This window comes from Alicyclobacillus acidocaldarius subsp. acidocaldarius DSM 446, from assembly GCF_000024285.1.
Lineage (GTDB): Bacteria > Bacillota > Bacilli > Alicyclobacillales > Alicyclobacillaceae > Alicyclobacillus > Alicyclobacillus acidocaldarius.
Map to the genome: position 1 here is coordinate 654,157 of NC_013205.1, position 18,505 is coordinate 672,661.

Sequence of the window (18,505 nt, forward strand, 5' to 3'; positions counted from 1 at the left end):
CGCGATCGCCGGTCTAATCACCGAACCTTCGACGTTGTTTGCCGCGATTGCGACGAGCAAGATTGCTAACATCACTGGCGGCTACAACACGACACAAACGCAGCAGGTCTGGGGGCAAACTGGTAGCCAATACGTTTGCAATGGATATACGACGCAGACGAGTTGTCAGCAGGTGCCTGTCCAAAGCTGTCAACAAGTGCAGACGGGGCAAACATGTCAAAGAGTACCGACGGGGCAAATGTTTTGCTATCCTGCGTGTATGAACTGGGGACAAAAACGAGTATGCTCCCAAAATCCTCCTTCTTGTTCTTACCAAACAGTCTGCACCGATTATCAACAAGTGTGCGATCCGGAGTATACCTATCAATGCACACCAACGTATTCGACGCAGTGCACCACCACCTATCAAACTCAGTGCACGTCTCGGCAAGTGCCAAGTTGCAGCTATCAGCCGACGTATGGTTGGGTGAGTCAGTCTGTGCAAGTCTGGGTGCCGGTTTCGATTTCGTGGTCGTAATCAAACCATTGCAAGGGCTCTCGGCCATCCGCCGAGGGCTTTTTTCATGTCTGACGGTCCCCGCTCAGATGAATCCAATTCTACAGAGGAGTGATGCAGCGATGAAGTCGAAGGTTGTTGGTTTGTTGGCGGCGATGGCGTGCTTCGGTGTTGCGGCGCCCTTTGCCTTGGCGTCCGACCACAAAGCTTGTCACACGGAAAAGGTGCAAACGGGCTGGCAGGTCGTCAAGCACGTGGTGTTGACGGATCACGGACCCGTTGCGGTCTTCAACGCCTCGCCGACCTATCAAATCAAGACGGTGTGCTGACGAGCACCGATCCCCTCCATCTTTGGGAGGGGATTTTTTATGCGCAAATTTGCATGGCTGTGCGTGATAGCCTCGACGCTTGTCGTGACCGGGTGCGGCATCCTCGGCGGCAAGCCCGCACCGCTCCGCAACACCGTCACGCCAGAGCGTTCCACACAAACCTCCGTGCATGTCCTGTCGCTCAAACAACGCACTCAACTGGCCACAAAACCAAGCCTCTATGAGGCCGTCCACGTCGTGACCGCGGACGATAAGCCTGTCACGCTGAACGTCCAGGATTATCCGCTCATCTTTTTCTCACCCGCGCTCGGTGGGCAGCAACTCTTTCAAACCTTGAGTCAGGCCAAGCCCGCGCATCCCCCGGTGCTGATTGCCACGGGGTTCATGCCCAACGAAACGAAGGCCCAGGATGTGGCGGATACCCAGACCCTGCTCAAGGAGTATCACATCACCTGGCCCGTGTACTACGTGTTCGAAAACCCGTTTGGCTCCTTGATTTCGGGCGTACCGGACACCTACGTCTGGAGAAACGGCCATGTGTGGCACATCCCTGGCACGCTTACGTCGGCGGCGGAATGGGATCAGGCTCTGTCTTGAGTCCTGAGAGGCGAAAGCCATGGAGAATGCAGATCGAAAGGACAGGCAGGGATCGCGGCTAGGGCTTTTTCTCAGCCTGGCGGTGTTTGTTGGCGCGTTGCTGACAGGTCAATGGGAACTCGCGGCCAGGCAGGTGTGGCGGGACAAGCGAATCCTTGCGCTACTCCTTGCGTGTGTCGCATGTTCACTTTTGTTTCCAGCAATGCTTGTCGTGGTTCTGGTGACGGCGATCTCGTCACGGCAAATGGTTGCGCCTTTGGCGAATTACCCCGCCAGTACGATCAACGAAGCCAAGCAACTCGCGGTGGCTTGGGAGAAGACCATCCGGTGGCTGGACTTGTCCGCGGGACAGTACCGCGTGGGACTCGACAAGCAACAGATTCAGGAAATCAGCGAACTGAATCTGAATCTCTCGTACGGACTGTTGCTTGCCTTGAAGGAATACGGCGGTGACATGAAGGTCGCCGCCAAGGTGCTCTCGCCATCGGAGATGTCGTGGTTTCCTGTGCAGATTACGATCACCAAGACGACCAAGGGACCGCTTGCGAGCTCCACGCCGTCGCTGAACCCTGCACAGGTGAACACGAATCCGTCGATGGACAAGAGTAAGACCACGACGGAGGTCATCACGATCTGGCTTCTGCACGACATCACGACCTACAACGGTCACTACATGTTCCAGTGGAAGGAAGTCAATGGCCAGTGGATCGTGGCAAACGAAACGTACACGCAGGATTACACGCCGCTTTACACGTTCGAGCGTCCGCTGGGATTTAAGCCTGAAATCATGGACCAGTTATATCTGTTCCGACAGGCGTTTTTCTTCGACCCGAACTTCAATGACCCGGCGCTGCCACAACTCATGGACATCTTCAACGCGTGGGTCGACTTGGCGTCGCCCGATTTCAGCGGCGTGTCAAACGCAAAGCCGCAAACCAACCAACAGGCGCTTGACGAGTGGTGGTCGGACATTGAGGCGGCGAGCCAAGCGACGGTCGTGCCAGCCGGGATCATCGCGGCGGTCATGATTCACGAATCGGGCGGCTACGCGCAGGCGTTCGATCCGGCGGGGCCGGCTTATGGTCTCATGCAGCTTTTGCCGAGCACCGCGGCGGGGTTGCCGGGCTACGACCCATCCACGTGGATGGAGCCGCAAGAGAACCTGTTGCTTGGGGCGGAGCTTTTGAAGGAGGACTACGAACAAACCGGCGGGACGAGCTGGGAAGAGGCGCTCTGCGCGTACTACGGCGGTCTCGGCACGATGGAATCGCTCGGTTTCCGTCCCGGCATGCCGTGGCCGGAGGCGGCGCCGCTGTTAAATGTTGTGCCGGCGGCGTATGCGGGGAACACACAGACGATGACGGATTATGCGGAGCAGATCATGGCGACGGCGCAATGGGCGGAGACGCATGCGCCGACATCGAACAACAGCACATCAGCCAACGACACAACGGGAAGCTGAGGTGACGTCAATGGAGCGGCCCTCTGTGCGACCATCTAAACCCTCGGTGCTGAAGGATCCACAACGTACAAACCAGATCGAAGAGCATCAGGCACCATCTACCTCGCCCGAACCGAAGCCCAGCGAACGCTGGCGTCCAGGGAAGATCCAGACTCGTCCGTTCTGGGTGGACTTCAAGTTCGGCGAGATCCAGACACGGCCGTTTGGGTTGGGCGGCGGGAGAACGAAGCAAAAGGTCGGATCTCTGCAACCCGCCGAAGTGTGGCTGCGGCTTTTGCCCGCGGCGAACGGGAGACAATCCGAAAGCCTGGTGCAGAAGCTTGCGACCGCCGCGGGCGGTGAAACGGTGCACTTCCGTGTCACCTGCGATGACAAAGGCCATCTCGCGCTTTGGCTCGGTGGGCCAGCATCGCGCTTAGACGCGATGCGCAGCGCTTTTCTGCAACGCTGCCCGGGCGCGGACGCGCAAGAAGCGATCTTGCCGGAGACGAATGGACAGGTAGAACGGAAACTCCGGCGCGTGGGCGTGCTCGGGGGTTGGCTCTCGACGGACGCGGAACTCGAGCCCGTCCTTGATGCCCTGCAACCCGGCGTGACGCTCGACATCGGGTTTGCGTCCCGGCCGCAGGATGCTTGGACTGCGCCCATCCGCGCGGCGCTTGAGGGCAAGAGTGCGTCTTCGTCGTCCCGACTCTTGAAGACCTTCTTCGAATCGGCACCGGACGAGACCCGCAAGAAGGAGAAAGAGACGCGGGAAGAGCGCATGCGACGTGAACGGCTTGAAAAAGCGCTATCCGAACGGACGACCTACTATCAGGTGGAGATCACGGTGACAGGCCCCGATGCCCGACGCGTCGACGCGGTGGTGGACGAACTGAATATTCAGTTGCGTCACGACCATCACCTGACCGCACGGCCCGCTCAGGGGGAAGAGACGATCGCGCTGTGGCGCGAGGAGGAGCTGTCGTGCCTTGTTCGGATGCCCAATCTCGCGGCGGCGGTGGGGAGGCGGATCCCAGCGTTGCAAGCTGGGGAAGTGCTGCTTCGAGACGACGAGCTGACGGAAGGCATTGCGGTGGGTCGGCTGATCCATCCGTTGAAGGAGGCGCGGTTGGTCTGCATTCCTACGCACACTTTCTTGCAACACTTCGCCCTGTTTGGCAAGACGGGATCGGGAAAGTCTGCGACGGCGCTCATGATGATTCAGTCCCTGCTTGACGAATGGGTGAAGCGTCCCAAGGGGCAGGCAACCGGGTTAACGTATATCGACCCGAAGCAAGAAAGTGTGCTCAATATCATGAATCGTTTGCTGCACTTGGAGCAACAAGGCTATCCGGTCGATTGGAGCCGCGTCCATTATCTCTCTTTTGGGGACGGCTTTCCGTTTGATATTCCAAACGAGTACCCCGTGGGGCTGAACCTGTTGGACCGTTCTGGGGGATTGGATGTGGATGATATCGCGGATGCCGTCACAAGCCTATTACATGCGGTGTATGCGGGAGACACACCTTTGACCGACAAACTCATCAAGAACGCGGTTCGAACCTTGCTCGATGATACCAGAACCCACAGCATCCTTGCTTTGACGTATCTGTATGAATGTCCGGCGTTTCGCGAGCGGATTCAAATCACCGATCCCCTAGTTCGACGTTTCTGGAGAACCACGGGGGAGAGCGTGAAGACGAGCCAATTAGAGGCCGCGACGAACCGTTTGGAGACCTTGATCGGGAAAGAGCGTAATCGTCGAATCTTCGGACAGTTGTCGATGCCTTTTCGACTGCGCCAGTGGATGGACGAGGGGCATATTGTGCTCATCGATATCAAGAACGTCGATCCGATCAACGTCAAAATCATCATGGGGTATCTGCTCAACCGATACTACGTGGAAGCGAAAACTCGAACGCCCAATGGTTCGCTTCCGCACATGTTGATGATTGACGAAGCGCATAACGTCCAGATTCCAGTGATTGAAAAGATTATCGCTGAAACCCGCGCATTCGGATTGAGCATCGGGATCATCACGCAGTTTCCTGAACAATTGCGTAACGAAATTTACAAGGCGATCTCGGAAAACGTGGCCACGATCATCGCCTGTGGTGTGGGGCCTGAATCGGCAGGGATCATCTCGGTATTTCAAAATCGGCGATTTGCACCGGAAATTCTTCAGGGCTTACCGGAACTCGTCTCGTGTGTCTATACAAAGATTTCAGGCATGGGGGAACGGGCGTTCAAAGCCAAAAGCGATCCTCCGGTCATCTATTTACCTGACGGCAGGCCGGCACAATATCGAACCAAAGAGATGGATGTAGCTCAACGCTGGGCGATCGACAAAATCCTTGAGCTTCAACGTCGTGACTGTCGGCATGTGAGCGAGGTGGATCAGGAAATCAAAGAGTATTTGGAGTGGTTGGAGTCGTTCATGGACGAAGAAGTCGATGACGATACGCAGCCAAAGAAACCTTCCGTTAAAAAGAAATACGAGCCTACCGACGACGAGTTGCCGATCCTCGAAGCCCTGGTGGCTCTCGTCGAAGAAGAGGGGCGATGGGAGGGGCGGACGAGCGCACTGCTCGAGGCCCTTGAGGAGCTGGGGGCTGACGTCGAAGAGTGGTCACCAAAGGAATTTGGTAAATTGCTTGGCCGTGCAGAAGATTGGCTACGCGAGCAGGGAATCAGCAGTGAATCTGCGCGCGTTCGCACAGGGACTGAATGGCGATTCGAGCGGTTGTGAAATACCAATTTTATTTCCAGAACGTTGTTGCAAGCTGTTGCAAACCCGTTGCAAGCGAAAACCCGCATGGTTGCAAGGAATTGCAAACGTTGCAAGCCCACGCTCTTTCTGCGAAAAAACCCGTCTAGGAACGGCGGATCTGTCGTCTAAGAAGCCCGTGAACTGGAAATCGCAAGCGAGAAAACTGGCAAATTTCTCGTCGAAAACGCGGTATGCCACTCAAGGGTGCCGCGCTAATGTCCGACGAGACACACGAAGATGAGTCCTGAAATGGCCGAAGATGTCCTTCGCAGAGTTTCGAAATGCGGTGACTCATTGCCCCACCAAACACCGAACTTGAAACATGGGCCAAGTGGGACAACATGAGCAACTCTAAAATTCGAAGCCGTGACTGTAGTGTGCCAAAGTTGGCCGCACGCGGATACCAGAGTTCATCGGAATCGCTATTGTCAATATCGGAACGAGTGCCTATGTGGGCTAACATGGGACAACATCACCATCTTGTGGGGCCAAAGTTGGTCCAAGAAGACCAAAGTTGTACAGGTTAAGCCAGCTTGTGGGGGCGAAAATAATATGCGGCGAAGGCCATCTCTCATTATCAAAGTTCCGATTTTCGACGAGGATCGTGAAATCCTCGATGCCATGCCTCCGTATGGCCGAGGCGCTTGGCTGAAGGAGGTTGCAAAACGCAGACTGCAACCAACTTTCCTGAATCCACAAGAACACCACTCGCCTGACACCGCACGCCAAATCGAAGAAGAGATCGCCGACTGGCTGCGCAACGACATCGTGCCGGAGCTTATCGAGATCATCCGCGAAGAAGTCCGGAACGAGGTTCGCAGGGCTCTCGAAGGACAAGTATCCGCTGTTGTTACAGAGGATTCTTCGGATGAGGCTGAAGAGTCATCTGATCCCATCGAGACGTGGCAGCCCACCAAGGCGTGGATCGAGAGTCTTCGAGGATAGCGGTGGGTGTCCGACGACCCCCTCCCTCGTTGAGAAGGAGGGGTTTTTGTATGACCACCTGCGCCGTTTGCAGCAGACGCCTCACGCACCCTGTGTCGGTCGCGCGCGGCACCGGTCCTGTCTGCGCCAAGCACGTGGCCGAGTTCATTGCCATGATCTCGGCTCAGACTGCCGAGCGCATTCGCCAATCGTGGGCGCGGCGTCGCGACGAGATGGTCGGCGTGAACGAGATGGCCATCGCGAACGCGAAGGCCCGGTTTCTCGCTCGCATTCGCAGGCAGCCCACCGTTGCAACGTACAGCGGCATGATCGCAGACCAGTTCTCTCGGACACGCGAACAGGAAGAGGTGCTCGAGTTCCACCACTTCGCGGACGCCGCCGTGCAGGTACACTCCGAGTCGGGACGCGAGTACGTCGTGACCACTGACCGCACGGGCGCCGTGGCCGTCGCCTGTTCGTGCCCTGATCATCAGCATCGGCATCGGGTGTGCCGGCATATGGAGGGCTACAACCGATTCGCCGCCGAACGTCGGATGGTTCAGGAGTCCGAAGCCGAGCGCCAGCGTGTCGCGGAAGCGATGAGGTCGGAGGCAAGCTCCGAGACCCCGCTCGAGACCACGAGCCGTGTGTCCGCCGCGCCGACGATCCTCACGCACATCGTCGACGGCGAGGTCGCGTGGGACAACGAGCGCGACCGTGCGCTCTACGCCTGGCACGAGCTGCACCGTCACGACGGCGTGTATATGAGCCGAGATGACGCGCGGTGGCAAGCGTTTCGTGACCATGCTCGGACGCTTGAGGGGCTGGGAGCGTACGAAACGGAGAACGTGCTGGATGGGTCGGATCTCACCTTCGGGATCGAACTCGAGGTTGAAAACATTTATGGTGACGCATTGGCGCGCGAACTCTATGCTTATGGATTTTCAACTGCACGGAACCAACAGTCGTACAGTTCACGAGTGAGCGAATCTACGGGTTGGGTCGTCAAGCATGACGGTAGTCTGGAAGGTGGTGGCGAGATCGTCTCACCACCGCTTCGTGACACGCCAGAGACGTGGGAGACTCTTCGGAAAATCACCGACATCGCTCAACGACTCGGTGCTACAACGGACAGGCACACCGGCCTGCACATTCATATGAGCCACTCGATCCTCGACGACCGAGGTTATCGCTGGCAACGGCTTGCGCGATACATCTACTGGTTCGGGAACGAGTACTACAAGATGGGAGCGGCGAGCGATCGCCATTATGCCACCATGCACCGCGGTTTGCGTTACGCAGGCCCACTCCGTCTGCGTGATCTTCGTCAACTGCGCCGCAATGACACCGCGATGTCGGCTTCGCGCAAGTTGATTGGGTACCGTTGGCACGAAGACCGATACAAGATCATCAACACGGCCAAGTTCGTGGAGCACAACGTCCCGACGGTGGAATTCCGATATCCCAATGGCTCATTGGACCCGATCATCATCCAGCGCCAGATCCAGTTGGCGAACGCCACGATGATGCAGGCAGCGTATCTGCGCAAACACATGCCAGGCGCTGAACGTCTTCCGGCGCTCTTCCGCGGCGACAGCTCAGATGCGCTGGCCGAAGGAGCGGAAGGACGCTTCCGCCAGTTCCTTGATACGCTCGGGAGCGAACGTCTGCGTCGTATCGCGACAGGGCTATGGGTCCGAGGCGAGGTACCTCTCTTTTATCAAGAACAAACACATGTTGACAGCAGAGGATGATGGAAGTATACTCGACTCAAATCAAGATGGAGATTCCAATCAAGGCAAAAGGAGGGCGGCGCGGATGATCTACTTTGCCTATGGAAGTTGCATGAACGAGCGCGACTTCCGACGGACGTGTCCGGCCGCCCACATGCTCTGCGAGGATGCGATTTTGTTCGGACATCGGCTCGCGTTCAACGGTTATTCGGCACATCGAAACGGCGGCGTGGCGAATATCGTCCCGGCACGCGGGCACACGGTGCATGGGGTGTTGTGGTGGGTTCCAGATCGTGAGGTCAAGCGTCTGGACCGCCGCGAAGGCGCACCGCACGTCTATCGCCGTCTCTTCGTGTTTGTTCGCTGCGCCGGGGAGTGGGAAGAGGCGGAGACGTATGTTCTGGTGCATCCGCTGCCATACGAGATCGCGCCGTCTGACGAGTACGCGCGGATCATTCTCGGCGGGATTGTCAATCCAACCTATCGGCGTCGCGTAGAACAACACATTGCTCGATTAAGGGAGGAAGACATCCATGGAACAGCAATTACAGCCTAACGCGGATGCGCTGATGCAGCGGATCATGGCCGGCACGTTCGACACGGCGTGGCGGGCGAAGTTCTGGACGCCGCTTCGCGAAGGTGAGGTTCCCACGAAGGAGTACATGGTCAAGTTCCTTGATCGTGAGGCGGCAGAGACACATTGTCCGGTAGGGATCTTGACCTACGTCATGGACTATCCGTTCTTCGACACGGACGACGAGATCACGCGTGCGTTGATGAGGTTGGAGATCGTCAAGCCCTTGCATCACGACATGACCATGGTGGGTGTGAAGTCGAAGATCGTGTACGGGCCAGTGTTGATCCTCGACAACACGCAACCTCCGCCCTATGCAGACCCGGAGGAGGCGGAGGAATACGAGGAGATGGAGTGGAGCGACGAAGAAGTCGAGTGGAATATCTTCAATGACCGGACGCTCATCCAATCCTTGATCCGAAACGGCGCGCTGATTGTGATGGAACGGGCGGACGTGCACGTCCTTCGGGGCGATGCGGCGCTGCGGAAGTCCAAAGAGGGGCATTGCGGGAGCTGCCGTTACTGGCGGGACGGTCTCTGTACAGCGTACTATCAGCGCACGAGTCAGAACGCGCCCATTGGCCGATCGTGCACGGACTTTTACCCGAGGTCTGACAACGAGAAACCTGCTTCGGATCGATACGTGCTGTTGGAGGCGGACGACATCTACGTCCCGCCGTACACGGCGAATGCGTTGTTTGAGGCGGACGGCACCGAGACGGCGTGGCTCAAGGAACTGAAGCAGGAGATCCGCGACAAAGGACTGAAGACGGATTGAGGTGAGCGGTTGTGTTTCATCACTACCATTCATACTCGCATTATGCGTATCATCCGCTGCTCCACGAGTTCGGGCGCTCGGTGGTGCATGGCTTCGGCTGGGGCATCGGCTGGCAATTGGCGCGGCATTTACCGTTTGCGCTACTGCTTCTCATTGTTGTCCTACTCGGTGTAGGATGGATGATCATGAGGCGGCGATATTGAGGAGGAGAATTCGTATGCTTGTGACAGGTTACGTGCGGAAGGTCGATCATCTCGGGCGACTCGTGATCCCGAAGCGCCTGCGGAAAGACCTTGCCATTGGGCAAGATGATTCGATCGAGATCTACGTGGAAGGCGACGCCGTCGTTCTGAGCAAGTACGAGCCCAAATGCGTGTTCTGCGGCGAGAAAGCCGAGAAGGTCTTTCACGAGCGAGGCGTCTGCGGGACGTGCTTGGAGGAGTTGAAGGCGAAGAGCAAAGTAAGCTGAGACCTGCCCTTCATCGCAGGTCTCAGCTTACTTATCAGATCGATTAACATTTAATGTCGGGTAATAGACTTTCTTGCCGAGTAGAACCAGCGCTACTCAATTAGCTGATTCGTCCGTTTCCGCCCAGTATGCCGGCTTCGCAACACGACCAACACAAGAGTTACGATGGCGATACCACAAGGATATACGAGCTTCCACCCGAACGAGTCGAGCACGACGAGACACACAAGTCCCACGGCGATGCCAAAACCCTTTCGCCATCGCCCTGAAGCCTGCCGAACATACGCGATCGCGCACAGACCGTAAATGAGCAAGAAATTCTGGCCCGCCAAAGCAAACATCAGGGGCTGAGAGATCCAGCCCGCGATTTGCATGCCGATCACGCCGACAAACACTGCGGCGCAAGCACAAAGCGCAACCCATGGCACGCCGCGTGTGTTCAGGACCGCGAGGCGCCTGGGCAGTGTTCCCTCGCGAGCCGCCGCAAAAATCAGACGGGAAGCTGCCCAGAGAGCCCCGTTCAGATTCGCCACAATGATGATGAGCGCCAGCACCGCCACCGCGTTGCCTGCTAAGGGACCCATCACGCTTGCGAGCAGCGTCGCAATGGGGACGATGATGGTACGGGGATCGTGCTGAGGTAAATCGGTTTGCACAGCCAGCGCGACAGCGATGTACAAAATCACGATGGCCACGTAGCTGAACGCGATTGCAAGCGGGAAGTCCCGCTTGGGATGCTTGAACTCCTCTCCCATGAAGGAAAGCATCTCCCAGCCGGTGTAGGCAAAGAACACCATGCCGACTACCGGCAAGCTCTGACGCCAGCTTGCCACGGGCGCCACGTGAAGCCTCATCAAAGGGTGCATAAAAAGCCCCACGCAGGCAATGAGACTCAATATGCCGACGAGCGTAAAGCTCAGTACCTGTTGCACGGTGCCCGAAACTTGGGTCCCTAGCACGTGTATGACGCTCAATGCCACGATAATTGCCGCAGCCCACGCGTCGAGCCCCCATCCGTGTAAACCCACGAGAGCACCGAAGTATGCGGCACCGGAGAGTGCGATCGCGGGAATCCCAAGAAAGAAAGCCCCCATGAGCAGGAATTCGGCCAAGGTACCAAGTCTTGTGCCACAAACCGATCGCACAAATCCAGCGGCACCGCCTGCGGATGGGTATCGAGCTCCGAGTTCCGAAAAAATCAAAAGGAGCGGGATAACGAGTCCGGCGTCCAGAATCCAAGCGTAGACAGCTGCGTCTCCCACCTGCGCATAGGCCTGCCCTGGGAGAACGAGTACGCCTGCCCCGATCACGATGCCGAGTGCGATCGCGACACCTCGACCGATAGTGAGCGTCTTGGCAAGTTGAGGACCCGATGATGGTTGCACAACAGGTCCCTCCGTTCATGAGAGATGGAATCTGGTCAAAGTGCTTTTGCAACACTTGACGAATGGCTCACCCGCATTGTAAATGGAGATATCCAATCTCTTTCTACGATAGATTGAATTATCTCCATCGCATTTTTCGATGGTTATCGGAGGTTAACGATGGACTTCAAGCAACTTCACACCTTTGCTGTCGTGGCTCGTGAGCGAAGTTTCACACGCGCATCTGCGCTCCTAAACTATGCGCAGTCTAGTGTTTCCGCCCAGATTCAAGCGCTGGAACAGGAACTGGGTACGCCGCTGTTTGACCGGATCGGACGAAGCGTGCAACTGACGGAGGTCGGGCAGAAAGTGCTCCCCCTGGTGCATGATCTTCTGCAGATGGAATCTGAACTCCGATCCATTGCAAAAGGAGGATACGAGCCGAGTGGCACGCTTGTGGTGGGTGCCCCAGAAAGCCTGATTGCATATCGGCTTCCGCCTGCACTGGCTGTATTTCACCAGCGATATCCTCGGGTTCATCTTCAATTTCGGGCGGATAGCTGCGCAGAGCATCGGGCGGCGCTGGCGCGCGGCGAGATCGACGTGGCGCTGCTGTTAGAACAGAGTGCTCCTCCAGCGGGTCTAGCCTTCCAAACTCTCACACCCGAGCGCATCGTGCTCGTCGCTCATCCGAAAATTGCGGCGAGTAATCCGAGTGCAAGCACGCCGTCTCTGATCGAATCCGCTGTTCTCCTGCTTGTGGAAGCTTCGAAAGGTGGCGCGAGTTACCGAGAGGTGTTTGAGCGGCAAATGATGCAGATGGGTATCCGAATCCAGCGCTCCATGGAATTTGCGAGCGTGGAGGCCGTCAAGCAATGCGCGATCGCGGGCCTTGGCATTGCACTTCTCCCTGAGATGGTGGTGCAACAAGAACTGGATGCCGGCAAGCTCACCCGCCTCCCTTGGAACGACTTGAAAATCCCGACGTATCTCGCATGGCGAGACGGGCGTTGGATGCCCCAAGCAGCGCGGGAATGGATCAAATGCGTCCGCACTTATGCGTATCGTGTTTGTCAATCGCTCGAGGAGCGATAGACGCATGGGATTTGAAGCAAATGTACGAAGGCGGTGCGAGGCTGTCGGACTGACTCTCCCAGAGGCATTGAGATTATTCGCTGGATCCCGCGTATAGCGGGCATTTTGCTTGTCATGGAACTTCATGTCGAGCCCCAATCTTTTTGAAATCTCTCGCGTTCCACGTCAGCACAACGTCACCTGAAAGCTTCGCTTTTGCACCGAGATAAGCATCCGCGAAATCGACATTGGTTTCCTCGTAATCGGACAAGGCCGTCAGGATGATTTCAAATTCCTCCAACTCTACGCCCTTCAGTCCACAGAAAGCACGCAATGCCTTTGCTACGTCCTTTCGGGAGAAGCCCAACGTTCCCTCCAGCACGTAAACAGCCTCCGCGACGACGATGGAGGGAACGACAAGCTCAAACTCACCGCGCGCGGCTTGATGCAGAACGGGAAGGAGGCGTTGGGCCATATCAGGTGGTTGGCCTGTGACTGCCCGAATGATGATGTTGGTGTCAACCCATTTTCGCACCATCAGTTTTGGTCATCCTCGTTTTCCACTCGATCAGCTTGGAGGTAACGCTGAGCTCGAAGCAGTCGCGCCTTGCGGCGGATCTCCTGAAAATCATCGAGCTCTTGTTCGGTGTGAAGAATGCCGATGACAGTCTCAGGATCGTACGACGGAAGTCCGGAGATGAAAACCTTGCCATCGTTTGATACCTGAAATACGACTCGGTCACCCTCGCGCAGATTCAATGCGCGGCGAATCTCCGCTGGAAGAGTGATCTGGCCCTTGGGAGAAATCTTGGCAATCGACGTGACCATGATTTTGACCTCCCTTCGTTCAGAACTGATCATACAATGCACTTCACATAACGTAAAGAAGGATGTGTTTTTCTTTGCATACCGCATCATACGCGATCATGGAGGAGCTTTATACATGATAAGGGCCCACCTCCACTGCGGGCCCTTCAATATCGCACGGCTTCCTCCACCTTGGCCATCCGCTCAAGCGGGACCTGGACGGTGGAGCCTTCCTCTGAACGCAGATACAACCTCGAATCCTTCACGAATGGCACGCCCTCGAGAACTTTGTCGCCAAGCTTGCTCTTGAGGGTGATCCGAACCGGGGTCTCCGCTTCAATCGCTTCGCCGATGAGAACGGAGATCTCGTGCCACTCCGCCTCAGTAAGACCGTTGATGCGGGATTCCGGATCTTCGACGGCAGTCTGCTGTTTCTTCTTGGCCACGGTGCTCCCTCCAAAGAAGAGTGAGTTTTAAGAGAATGATAACGCGGTGTGAACAGAAACGCAAACGTGTGTTCGTATATCAGAGGCGCTTTCGCTCAAGCCGCTCCAAGTGGTGCTGACGCAGGCGCGCGGTGAACCGAAGCAGCCAGGGAATGGCCGTCTCGATCAGGCGCTCAGGCGAGCCGTATCGGAAGCGCGGCCCGCGAAACGGACACACGTAGGGTCTGCGGCCGGTGCCCGTCGCCAGGCGCGTGTATTCGCAGTCGCAAAGGCCGACGCCGCGCATCAGGGATGCGTATGCGGACTGCACGACCTCCGGAGGATAGCCGGATTTGTCGGCGGCGCGCCAGAGCACGTCGACTTCGGCGAGGGTGAGTTCGCGGCGATTCACACAAGATTCCTCCTCTCATAGGACGAGATACACATATGTATGTGACGCGCGAAATCAAAAATGAGTGTTTCATCTTCTAGGTTCTTCGCTAAAACATTCCACAAAATGAAGCTCGAATACGATCTCGGCCTGAGCCGGATCTACGAACTCGTCATCAATTCGAATCCGTGCTACGCCTTTTTGCTCGACGGAAATACGCTCTTACAAAACAAGACCGTGTGTGCACACGTGCTCGGGCACTGCGATTTCTTTAAGAACAATGCGGCGTTTCGACACACGTCCCGCGACATGGTCGAGCGCATGGCGTCGAGCGCCGAGCGGATTTATCATTACGAGCTCGAACACGGCAGGCGCCGCGTCGAGGAGTTGCTCGACGCGGGCCTCGCCATCGCCGAACACGTCGATCCGTCGGAGGAGGGGCGCAATGCTCGGCGCGCCGCCAAGGAGCGCATGTACCGCCAGCGCTTGGGCCAACGCGCGGAACCGCCCCGCAAGGTGCGCGAGCCTGGACCTTATGATGATCTGTTTGCGCTGGATGGCCCTCTGCCCGAGCCGGATGAGGAGTCCATCCCCGCGCGCGTGCTGAATAAGGACGTGGTGCTGTTCATCATCGAGAACAGCTCCGCACTGGAGGAATGGGAACGGGATATCCTCTCGATGTTGCGCGAGGAGATGCTCTATTTCTGGCCTCAGCTGGAGACCAAGATCATGAACGAGGGATGGGCGACCTATTGGCACCTGCGCATCATGCGGGAGATGGATTTGTCGGACGAAGAGGCCTTGGAGTTCGCCAAGATGCACTCGGGCGTCGTTTTGCCTTCCCGAACGAGTATCAATCCTTACCACGTCGGTCTCGCCATCTGGGAGGACATTGAGCGGCGATGGAACGAGCCGACGAAGGAGGAGCAGGAGCGGTACGGCCGGCGGCCCGGTGAGGGGCGGGAGAAGATGTTTGAGGTGCGCGAGATCGAGACGGACGTCTCCTTCTTGCGCAACTATTTAACCAAGGACCTGATTGAAAAACTTGATCTGTACGTGTATCAAAAGGTGGGAAACGACTGGCGCGTCGTCGAGAAGGATTGGGAAAAGGTGCGAGACGCGCTCGTCGCCTCGCGGATCAACGGCGGAATCCCCGTGCTGTACGTGGAGGATGGGGATTATCGCCGCAACGGCGAATTGCTCATTCGTCACGCGTTCGAAGGGATGGAACTCGATCTCCGTCATCTGGAAAAGACGCTGCCCTACTTCTACCGCCTATGGGGCCGGCCCGTTCACCTGCAGACCGTCGTCGAAGGACGAGACGTCACCTTCACCTATGATGGGAAGAAGGTGCAGCGATCGTTCTTGAAAGATTGACGAACATGCCTGGACGTGCGCTCGACACGAAGCTTTGGCCAAAGAGCAGCCCTGCCATAGGCGGGGCTGTTCGCTTTTCAAGCATTCTTGTTTTCTTTACGAAAATTTCATCCTTTCTATTCGGCAAGCGATTATATTCGAGGTCGGAAGTCATTTCACCATGGGACGGAAGGGGATCCGAGTGCGACTCCGACCTCGTGTGGATGCGTTTCATGCATTTCTCGCTGGACGATTTTTCTCCCGTGTCGGCGACAAGATCTTCTTGGTGGCCCTTCCGTTGCTCATTCAGGGCATGGGATCCGGGGCTGCGCTTCTGTCCTTTGCCAATGCGCTTCAGTACGTGGCCAACTGGGCAGGCGGACCGCTCGGAGGCTATCTCACGGAGAGGCACAGTCGAAAAGCCGTCATGCTCGCGGTGCACGCCGCGCAGGCCGCCGCCATCCTCGGCGTGATCGCCTCCCTGTCCATCAGGTCTCTCTTTCCTTTCATCCTTGTATTCTCTATCTTTCTTCTCCACCTCGCGTCGATGGTGAATCGGGTCAATCGGTTTTCGCTGACCACGCTCTTGCGCGATCGCGACCAGATCCCGCAGGCAAACGCGGAAATTCAGCTGATGGAATCTGCCGCGAGACTCGTCGGGCCGTGGGTGGCAGGAATCGTGATCGTGCACCTGAGGTTGCGAGCCGCTCTGGGATTGGATTTGTTGTCATTCTTGATCATGGCCATGGTGGTATGGGTGGCCCTGCCGTTGCCAGCCGGCGAGCGCCAGGGGGCGCATTCGTCTGCCGCTCGCGGACGTGACCTGTGGCGATGGCGGTTCGAGGGACCCGACGGGGTGGGGCGGGTCTTGCTCGTGAATGGGTTGGTCAATGTCGCCTTCACCTTTGTGTCCGGGTTCAATGTGTTCCTCATGAGTTCGACGCATCACTTGAGCGTGATGGTGATATCCTGGATTTTGACCGCGACTGCCGGGGCATCCCTGCTCTTGGGGATCATCCTTCGCGCGAACCTGGCTCATGTGGCCGAACCCTCCCTTGCGAAGATGGGGTTGGGGCTCGCGCTGTCCGGTGTTGGAATGGCGGGACTGCCGTTTGCCCACCATGCGGAACTCTACCTGGTCGCATACGCCGCGTGTATCCTCGGCATGGAGTGGTATCAGGCGCAGGTGCAGACATGGCTCCAGATGCGCCTTGCCAAGTCGGAACTCAATCGGGCCTTTGTCGCGACATCTCACGTGCAGAACGCGGTCACGCCGCTCTGGATGGTGTCGGGTGGGTTTCTCTGGCGCGCGCAGGGGCCTTGGTTGCCGCTTTCGCTGTGCGCGGCATGTGCCCTCGGTGGGGGCCTTGCCGTGTGGTTCCTAGGCCGAGTCAGCGAGACGCGGCCACCGATACAGGATGACAGCGGTACGGCGTGATTTGCGCTTCGCAGCAAAAACTTATAAGATGTAAGTGGCAATAAAAAAGGAAGGGTGAGCATGATGGCCAAGAAAGTCCTGATGGTCGTCACGAGCGCAGATAAAATGACGGACGGGCATCCGACGGGGCTTTGGTTGTCCGAGTTCGCCGAGCCGTATACAGAGTTCAAGCAAGCGGGCTACGAGGTGACCGTGGCGAGTCCGCGCGGAGGTCAGGCGCCCATTGATGAGCGCAGCGTGCAGAACGGCGAGCTCAATCAGTGGCCCGAGGCCGTCGAGATCTTGAAGCAGACCATCCCCCTTTCGCAGGTGTCTGCGTCCGATTACGACGCCATCTTCTTGCCTGGCGGTCACGGCACCATGTTCGATTTCCCAGACAGCGCTGAACTCCAGGCGCTCATCCGCACGTTTGCGGAGTCGGGTAAAGTGGTCGCCGCCGTGTGCCACGGTCCGGCTGGGTTGGTCAACGTGCGGCTCTCGAACGGCGATCCGCTCGTCAAGGGCAAGCGCGTGACGGCGTTCACGGATGAGGAGGAGCGCGCCGTCAAGCTCGACGACAAGGTGCCCTTCATGCTGGAGACGCGCTTGCGCGAGCTTGGCGCTCAGTTCGTGGCACAGCCGATGTGGTCCGATCACGTCGAACGAGACGGAAACCTCATCACGGGGCAAAATCCGCAGTCGGGCATCAGCGCTGCGAAAGCCGTCATCCAAGCGCTCGAGGAATCTCACTGACAAGCGCTCATCTCCAAATCGGCGTCCCGCTCCCAGGTCATGTGGAGGCGGGACGCCTTTTTGTCGCCGGCGAACGGGCGCAAAGCGAACACACGAGGCGGCGAGCCTCGTGCCACGGGCGACGAAGGATGGATGTCGTCGTCACAAAACCGCCATGTTTCAAGCGGTTACATGTGAGGTGGTTTTGAGACCCGGGTGGCAGATTCGTTCTTGGGCGTCGAGAATGCGCGACGCCCAAGAAACAAAAAAGAAAAGGAGATGGGTGTATGAACCGCAAATCGATCCTGTACGTGTTGGGCGTGGCAGCCGCAGCAGCTATGGTTGTGACGGGTTGCGGCACGGCCAACAGCGCGAACAACACGACGGCGAATGGTGCGGCGAGTACAGCCGTCGCGGTGAAGCATGACCACAAGGGGGCCAGCGCTTCGAATCAGAAGGAGACCAAGACCGAGGCGAAGTCGTCCGGCAAGGCTGCGGAGACGGCCAAGTCGTCCGTGACCTTGACGGCTCCGGTGGCGGGCACGAGCGTGACCGCAGGCGCCGCGCTGAAGGTGGACGGCCACGTTTCGTCGAATTTGGCCAAGAAGGACGTCCAGATCACGCTGACCAACGGCGAAAAGAAGGTGCTGGTGCAGCAGATTGTCGGCACCAACAGCGCGGGAGATTTCGTGGACACGCTGAAGCTGCCGAAAGATCTCGGGAAGCCAGGCGCCGAATTGACGCTTTCCGTCTCGGTCGTCGGCGAGAGCGGAACCTCGAGCGCTGTCACGCTTCAGGTGAAGTGACCGGTTCTCACATCGCGAA

The 18,505-nt window shown here is 57.5% G+C and carries 18 protein-coding genes and 1 pseudogene; 14 read left to right on the forward strand and 5 right to left on the reverse strand.

Annotated features, from left to right (window positions below; translation table 11 throughout):
* Positions 1-618: 618 nt before the first annotated feature.
* The 9 genes from AACI_RS03090 to AACI_RS03135 all read left to right on the forward strand — a co-directional run bounded on the left by AACI_RS03090 (position 619) and on the right by AACI_RS03135 (position 10,114).
* A complete protein-coding gene (locus AACI_RS03090) occupies positions 619-825 on the forward strand; it encodes a hypothetical protein (protein WP_012810019.1) in 207 nt (68 codons plus the stop codon).
* Between the two features lie 39 nt (positions 826-864).
* Positions 865-1,422 carry a hypothetical protein gene (locus AACI_RS03095; protein ID WP_012810020.1) on the forward strand — a complete coding sequence of 186 codons (558 nt, stop codon included), beginning with the start codon at positions 865-867 and terminating at the stop codon, positions 1,420-1,422.
* Positions 1,423-1,441: 19 nt separating this feature from the next.
* Positions 1,442-2,884, forward strand: coding sequence for a lytic transglycosylase domain-containing protein (locus AACI_RS03100; RefSeq protein WP_012810021.1), 1,443 nt, complete (start codon positions 1,442-1,444; stop codon positions 2,882-2,884).
* A 46-nt stretch (positions 2,885-2,930) separates the two neighbouring features.
* Positions 2,931-5,615 carry a helicase HerA domain-containing protein gene (locus tag AACI_RS03105; protein ID WP_245530688.1) on the forward strand — a complete coding sequence of 895 codons (2,685 nt, stop codon included), beginning with the start codon at positions 2,931-2,933 and terminating at the stop codon, positions 5,613-5,615.
* A 573-nt stretch (positions 5,616-6,188) separates the two neighbouring features.
* A complete protein-coding gene (locus AACI_RS03110) occupies positions 6,189-6,581 on the forward strand; it encodes a hypothetical protein (RefSeq protein ID WP_012810023.1) in 393 nt (130 codons plus the stop codon).
* A 50-nt stretch (positions 6,582-6,631) separates the two neighbouring features.
* Positions 6,632-8,314 (forward strand): amidoligase family protein, encoded by a 1,683-nt coding sequence (locus tag AACI_RS03115; RefSeq protein ID WP_012810024.1) that lies wholly within the window; start codon positions 6,632-6,634, stop codon positions 8,312-8,314.
* 64 nt (positions 8,315-8,378) lie between these two features.
* Positions 8,379-8,849, forward strand: coding sequence for a gamma-glutamylcyclotransferase family protein (locus AACI_RS03120; RefSeq protein ID WP_012810025.1), 471 nt, complete (start codon positions 8,379-8,381; stop codon positions 8,847-8,849).
* Positions 8,827-9,645, forward strand: a complete 819-nt coding sequence (locus AACI_RS03125; RefSeq protein ID WP_012810026.1) for a hypothetical protein — start codon at positions 8,827-8,829, stop codon at positions 9,643-9,645. The genes AACI_RS03120 and AACI_RS03125 overlap by 23 nt, the downstream gene beginning before the upstream one ends.
* Before the next feature lie 217 nt (positions 9,646-9,862).
* Positions 9,863-10,114 carry an AbrB/MazE/SpoVT family DNA-binding domain-containing protein gene (locus AACI_RS03135; RefSeq protein ID WP_012810028.1) on the forward strand — a complete coding sequence of 84 codons (252 nt, stop codon included), beginning with the start codon at positions 9,863-9,865 and terminating at the stop codon, positions 10,112-10,114.
* A gap of 92 nt (positions 10,115-10,206) precedes the next feature.
* On the opposite strand, the gene AACI_RS03140 is transcribed toward AACI_RS03135, so the two are convergent.
* On the reverse strand, positions 10,207-11,499 hold the full coding sequence (locus AACI_RS03140) for an APC family permease (protein WP_012810029.1): 1,293 nt from the start codon (positions 11,497-11,499) through the stop codon (positions 10,207-10,209).
* Between the two features lie 159 nt (positions 11,500-11,658).
* Between AACI_RS03140 and AACI_RS03145 the strand changes: the two genes are divergently transcribed.
* Positions 11,659-12,573 carry a LysR family transcriptional regulator gene (locus AACI_RS03145; protein ID WP_012810030.1) on the forward strand — a complete coding sequence of 305 codons (915 nt, stop codon included), beginning with the start codon at positions 11,659-11,661 and terminating at the stop codon, positions 12,571-12,573.
* A 112-nt stretch (positions 12,574-12,685) separates the two neighbouring features.
* Here AACI_RS03145 and AACI_RS03150 read toward each other — a convergent pair whose 3' ends face one another.
* From AACI_RS03150 to AACI_RS03165, 4 genes are all read right to left on the reverse strand, one after another.
* The gene (locus tag AACI_RS03150) at positions 12,686-13,090 is read right to left on the reverse strand and encodes a PIN domain-containing protein (protein WP_012810031.1); all 405 of its coding nucleotides are present in this window, start codon (positions 13,088-13,090) and stop codon (positions 12,686-12,688) included.
* Complete coding sequence (locus tag AACI_RS03155; RefSeq protein ID WP_012810032.1) at positions 13,090-13,380, reverse strand: type II toxin-antitoxin system PrlF family antitoxin; 291 nt, start codon at positions 13,378-13,380, stop codon at positions 13,090-13,092. The genes AACI_RS03150 and AACI_RS03155 overlap by 1 nt, the downstream gene beginning before the upstream one ends.
* 146 nt (positions 13,381-13,526) lie before the next feature.
* The gene (locus tag AACI_RS03160; RefSeq protein WP_012810033.1) at positions 13,527-13,805 is read right to left on the reverse strand and encodes a hypothetical protein; all 279 of its coding nucleotides are present in this window, start codon (positions 13,803-13,805) and stop codon (positions 13,527-13,529) included.
* A 79-nt stretch (positions 13,806-13,884) separates the two neighbouring features.
* Positions 13,885-14,196, reverse strand: a complete 312-nt coding sequence (locus AACI_RS03165) for a hypothetical protein (protein ID WP_012810034.1) — start codon at positions 14,194-14,196, stop codon at positions 13,885-13,887.
* Between the two features lie 84 nt (positions 14,197-14,280).
* On the opposite strand from AACI_RS03165, the pseudogene AACI_RS03170 reads away from it, so the two are divergent.
* The 4 genes and pseudogenes from AACI_RS03170 to AACI_RS03185 all read left to right on the forward strand — a co-directional run.
* Positions 14,281-15,552, forward strand: a pseudogene (locus tag AACI_RS03170) (SpoVR family protein); the annotation flags it as partial.
* A 160-nt stretch (positions 15,553-15,712) separates the two neighbouring features.
* A complete protein-coding gene (locus tag AACI_RS03175) occupies positions 15,713-16,969 on the forward strand; it encodes an MFS transporter (protein WP_012810036.1) in 1,257 nt (418 codons plus the stop codon).
* 63 nt (positions 16,970-17,032) lie between these two features.
* Positions 17,033-17,701 carry a type 1 glutamine amidotransferase domain-containing protein gene (locus tag AACI_RS03180; RefSeq protein ID WP_174260446.1) on the forward strand — a complete coding sequence of 223 codons (669 nt, stop codon included), beginning with the start codon at positions 17,033-17,035 and terminating at the stop codon, positions 17,699-17,701.
* Positions 17,702-17,967: 266 nt separating this feature from the next.
* Positions 17,968-18,486 carry a hypothetical protein gene (locus AACI_RS03185; protein WP_012810037.1) on the forward strand — a complete coding sequence of 173 codons (519 nt, stop codon included), beginning with the start codon at positions 17,968-17,970 and terminating at the stop codon, positions 18,484-18,486.
* Positions 18,487-18,505 lie beyond the last annotated feature (19 nt).

What these genes read in the sequence shown, in the direction of transcription:
- AACI_RS03090 (WP_012810019.1), top strand. Translation starts at nt 619, where the DNA reads ATGAAGTCGAAGGTTGTTGGTTTGTTGGCGGCGATGGCGTGCTTCGGT.
- AACI_RS03095 (WP_012810020.1), top strand. Translation starts at nt 865, where the DNA reads ATGCGCAAATTTGCATGGCTGTGCGTGATAGCCTCGACGCTTGTCGTG.
- AACI_RS03100 (WP_012810021.1), top strand. Translation starts at nt 1,442, where the DNA reads ATGGAGAATGCAGATCGAAAGGACAGGCAGGGATCGCGGCTAGGGCTT.
- AACI_RS03110 (WP_012810023.1), top strand. Translation starts at nt 6,189, where the DNA reads ATGCGGCGAAGGCCATCTCTCATTATCAAAGTTCCGATTTTCGACGAG.
- AACI_RS03115 (WP_012810024.1), top strand. Translation starts at nt 6,632, where the DNA reads ATGACCACCTGCGCCGTTTGCAGCAGACGCCTCACGCACCCTGTGTCG.
- AACI_RS03120 (WP_012810025.1), top strand. Translation starts at nt 8,379, where the DNA reads ATGATCTACTTTGCCTATGGAAGTTGCATGAACGAGCGCGACTTCCGA.
- AACI_RS03125 (WP_012810026.1), top strand. Translation starts at nt 8,827, where the DNA reads ATGGAACAGCAATTACAGCCTAACGCGGATGCGCTGATGCAGCGGATC.
- AACI_RS03135 (WP_012810028.1), top strand. Translation starts at nt 9,863, where the DNA reads ATGCTTGTGACAGGTTACGTGCGGAAGGTCGATCATCTCGGGCGACTC.
- AACI_RS03145 (WP_012810030.1), top strand. Translation starts at nt 11,659, where the DNA reads ATGGACTTCAAGCAACTTCACACCTTTGCTGTCGTGGCTCGTGAGCGA.
- AACI_RS03150 (WP_012810031.1), bottom strand. Translation starts at nt 13,090, where the DNA reads ATGGTGCGAAAATGGGTTGACACCAACATCATCATTCGGGCAGTCACA.
- AACI_RS03155 (WP_012810032.1), bottom strand. Translation starts at nt 13,380, where the DNA reads ATGGTCACGTCGATTGCCAAGATTTCTCCCAAGGGCCAGATCACTCTT.
- AACI_RS03175 (WP_012810036.1), top strand. Translation starts at nt 15,713, where the DNA reads ATGGGACGGAAGGGGATCCGAGTGCGACTCCGACCTCGTGTGGATGCG.
- AACI_RS03180 (WP_174260446.1), top strand. Translation starts at nt 17,033, where the DNA reads ATGGCCAAGAAAGTCCTGATGGTCGTCACGAGCGCAGATAAAATGACG.
- AACI_RS03185 (WP_012810037.1), top strand. Translation starts at nt 17,968, where the DNA reads ATGAACCGCAAATCGATCCTGTACGTGTTGGGCGTGGCAGCCGCAGCA.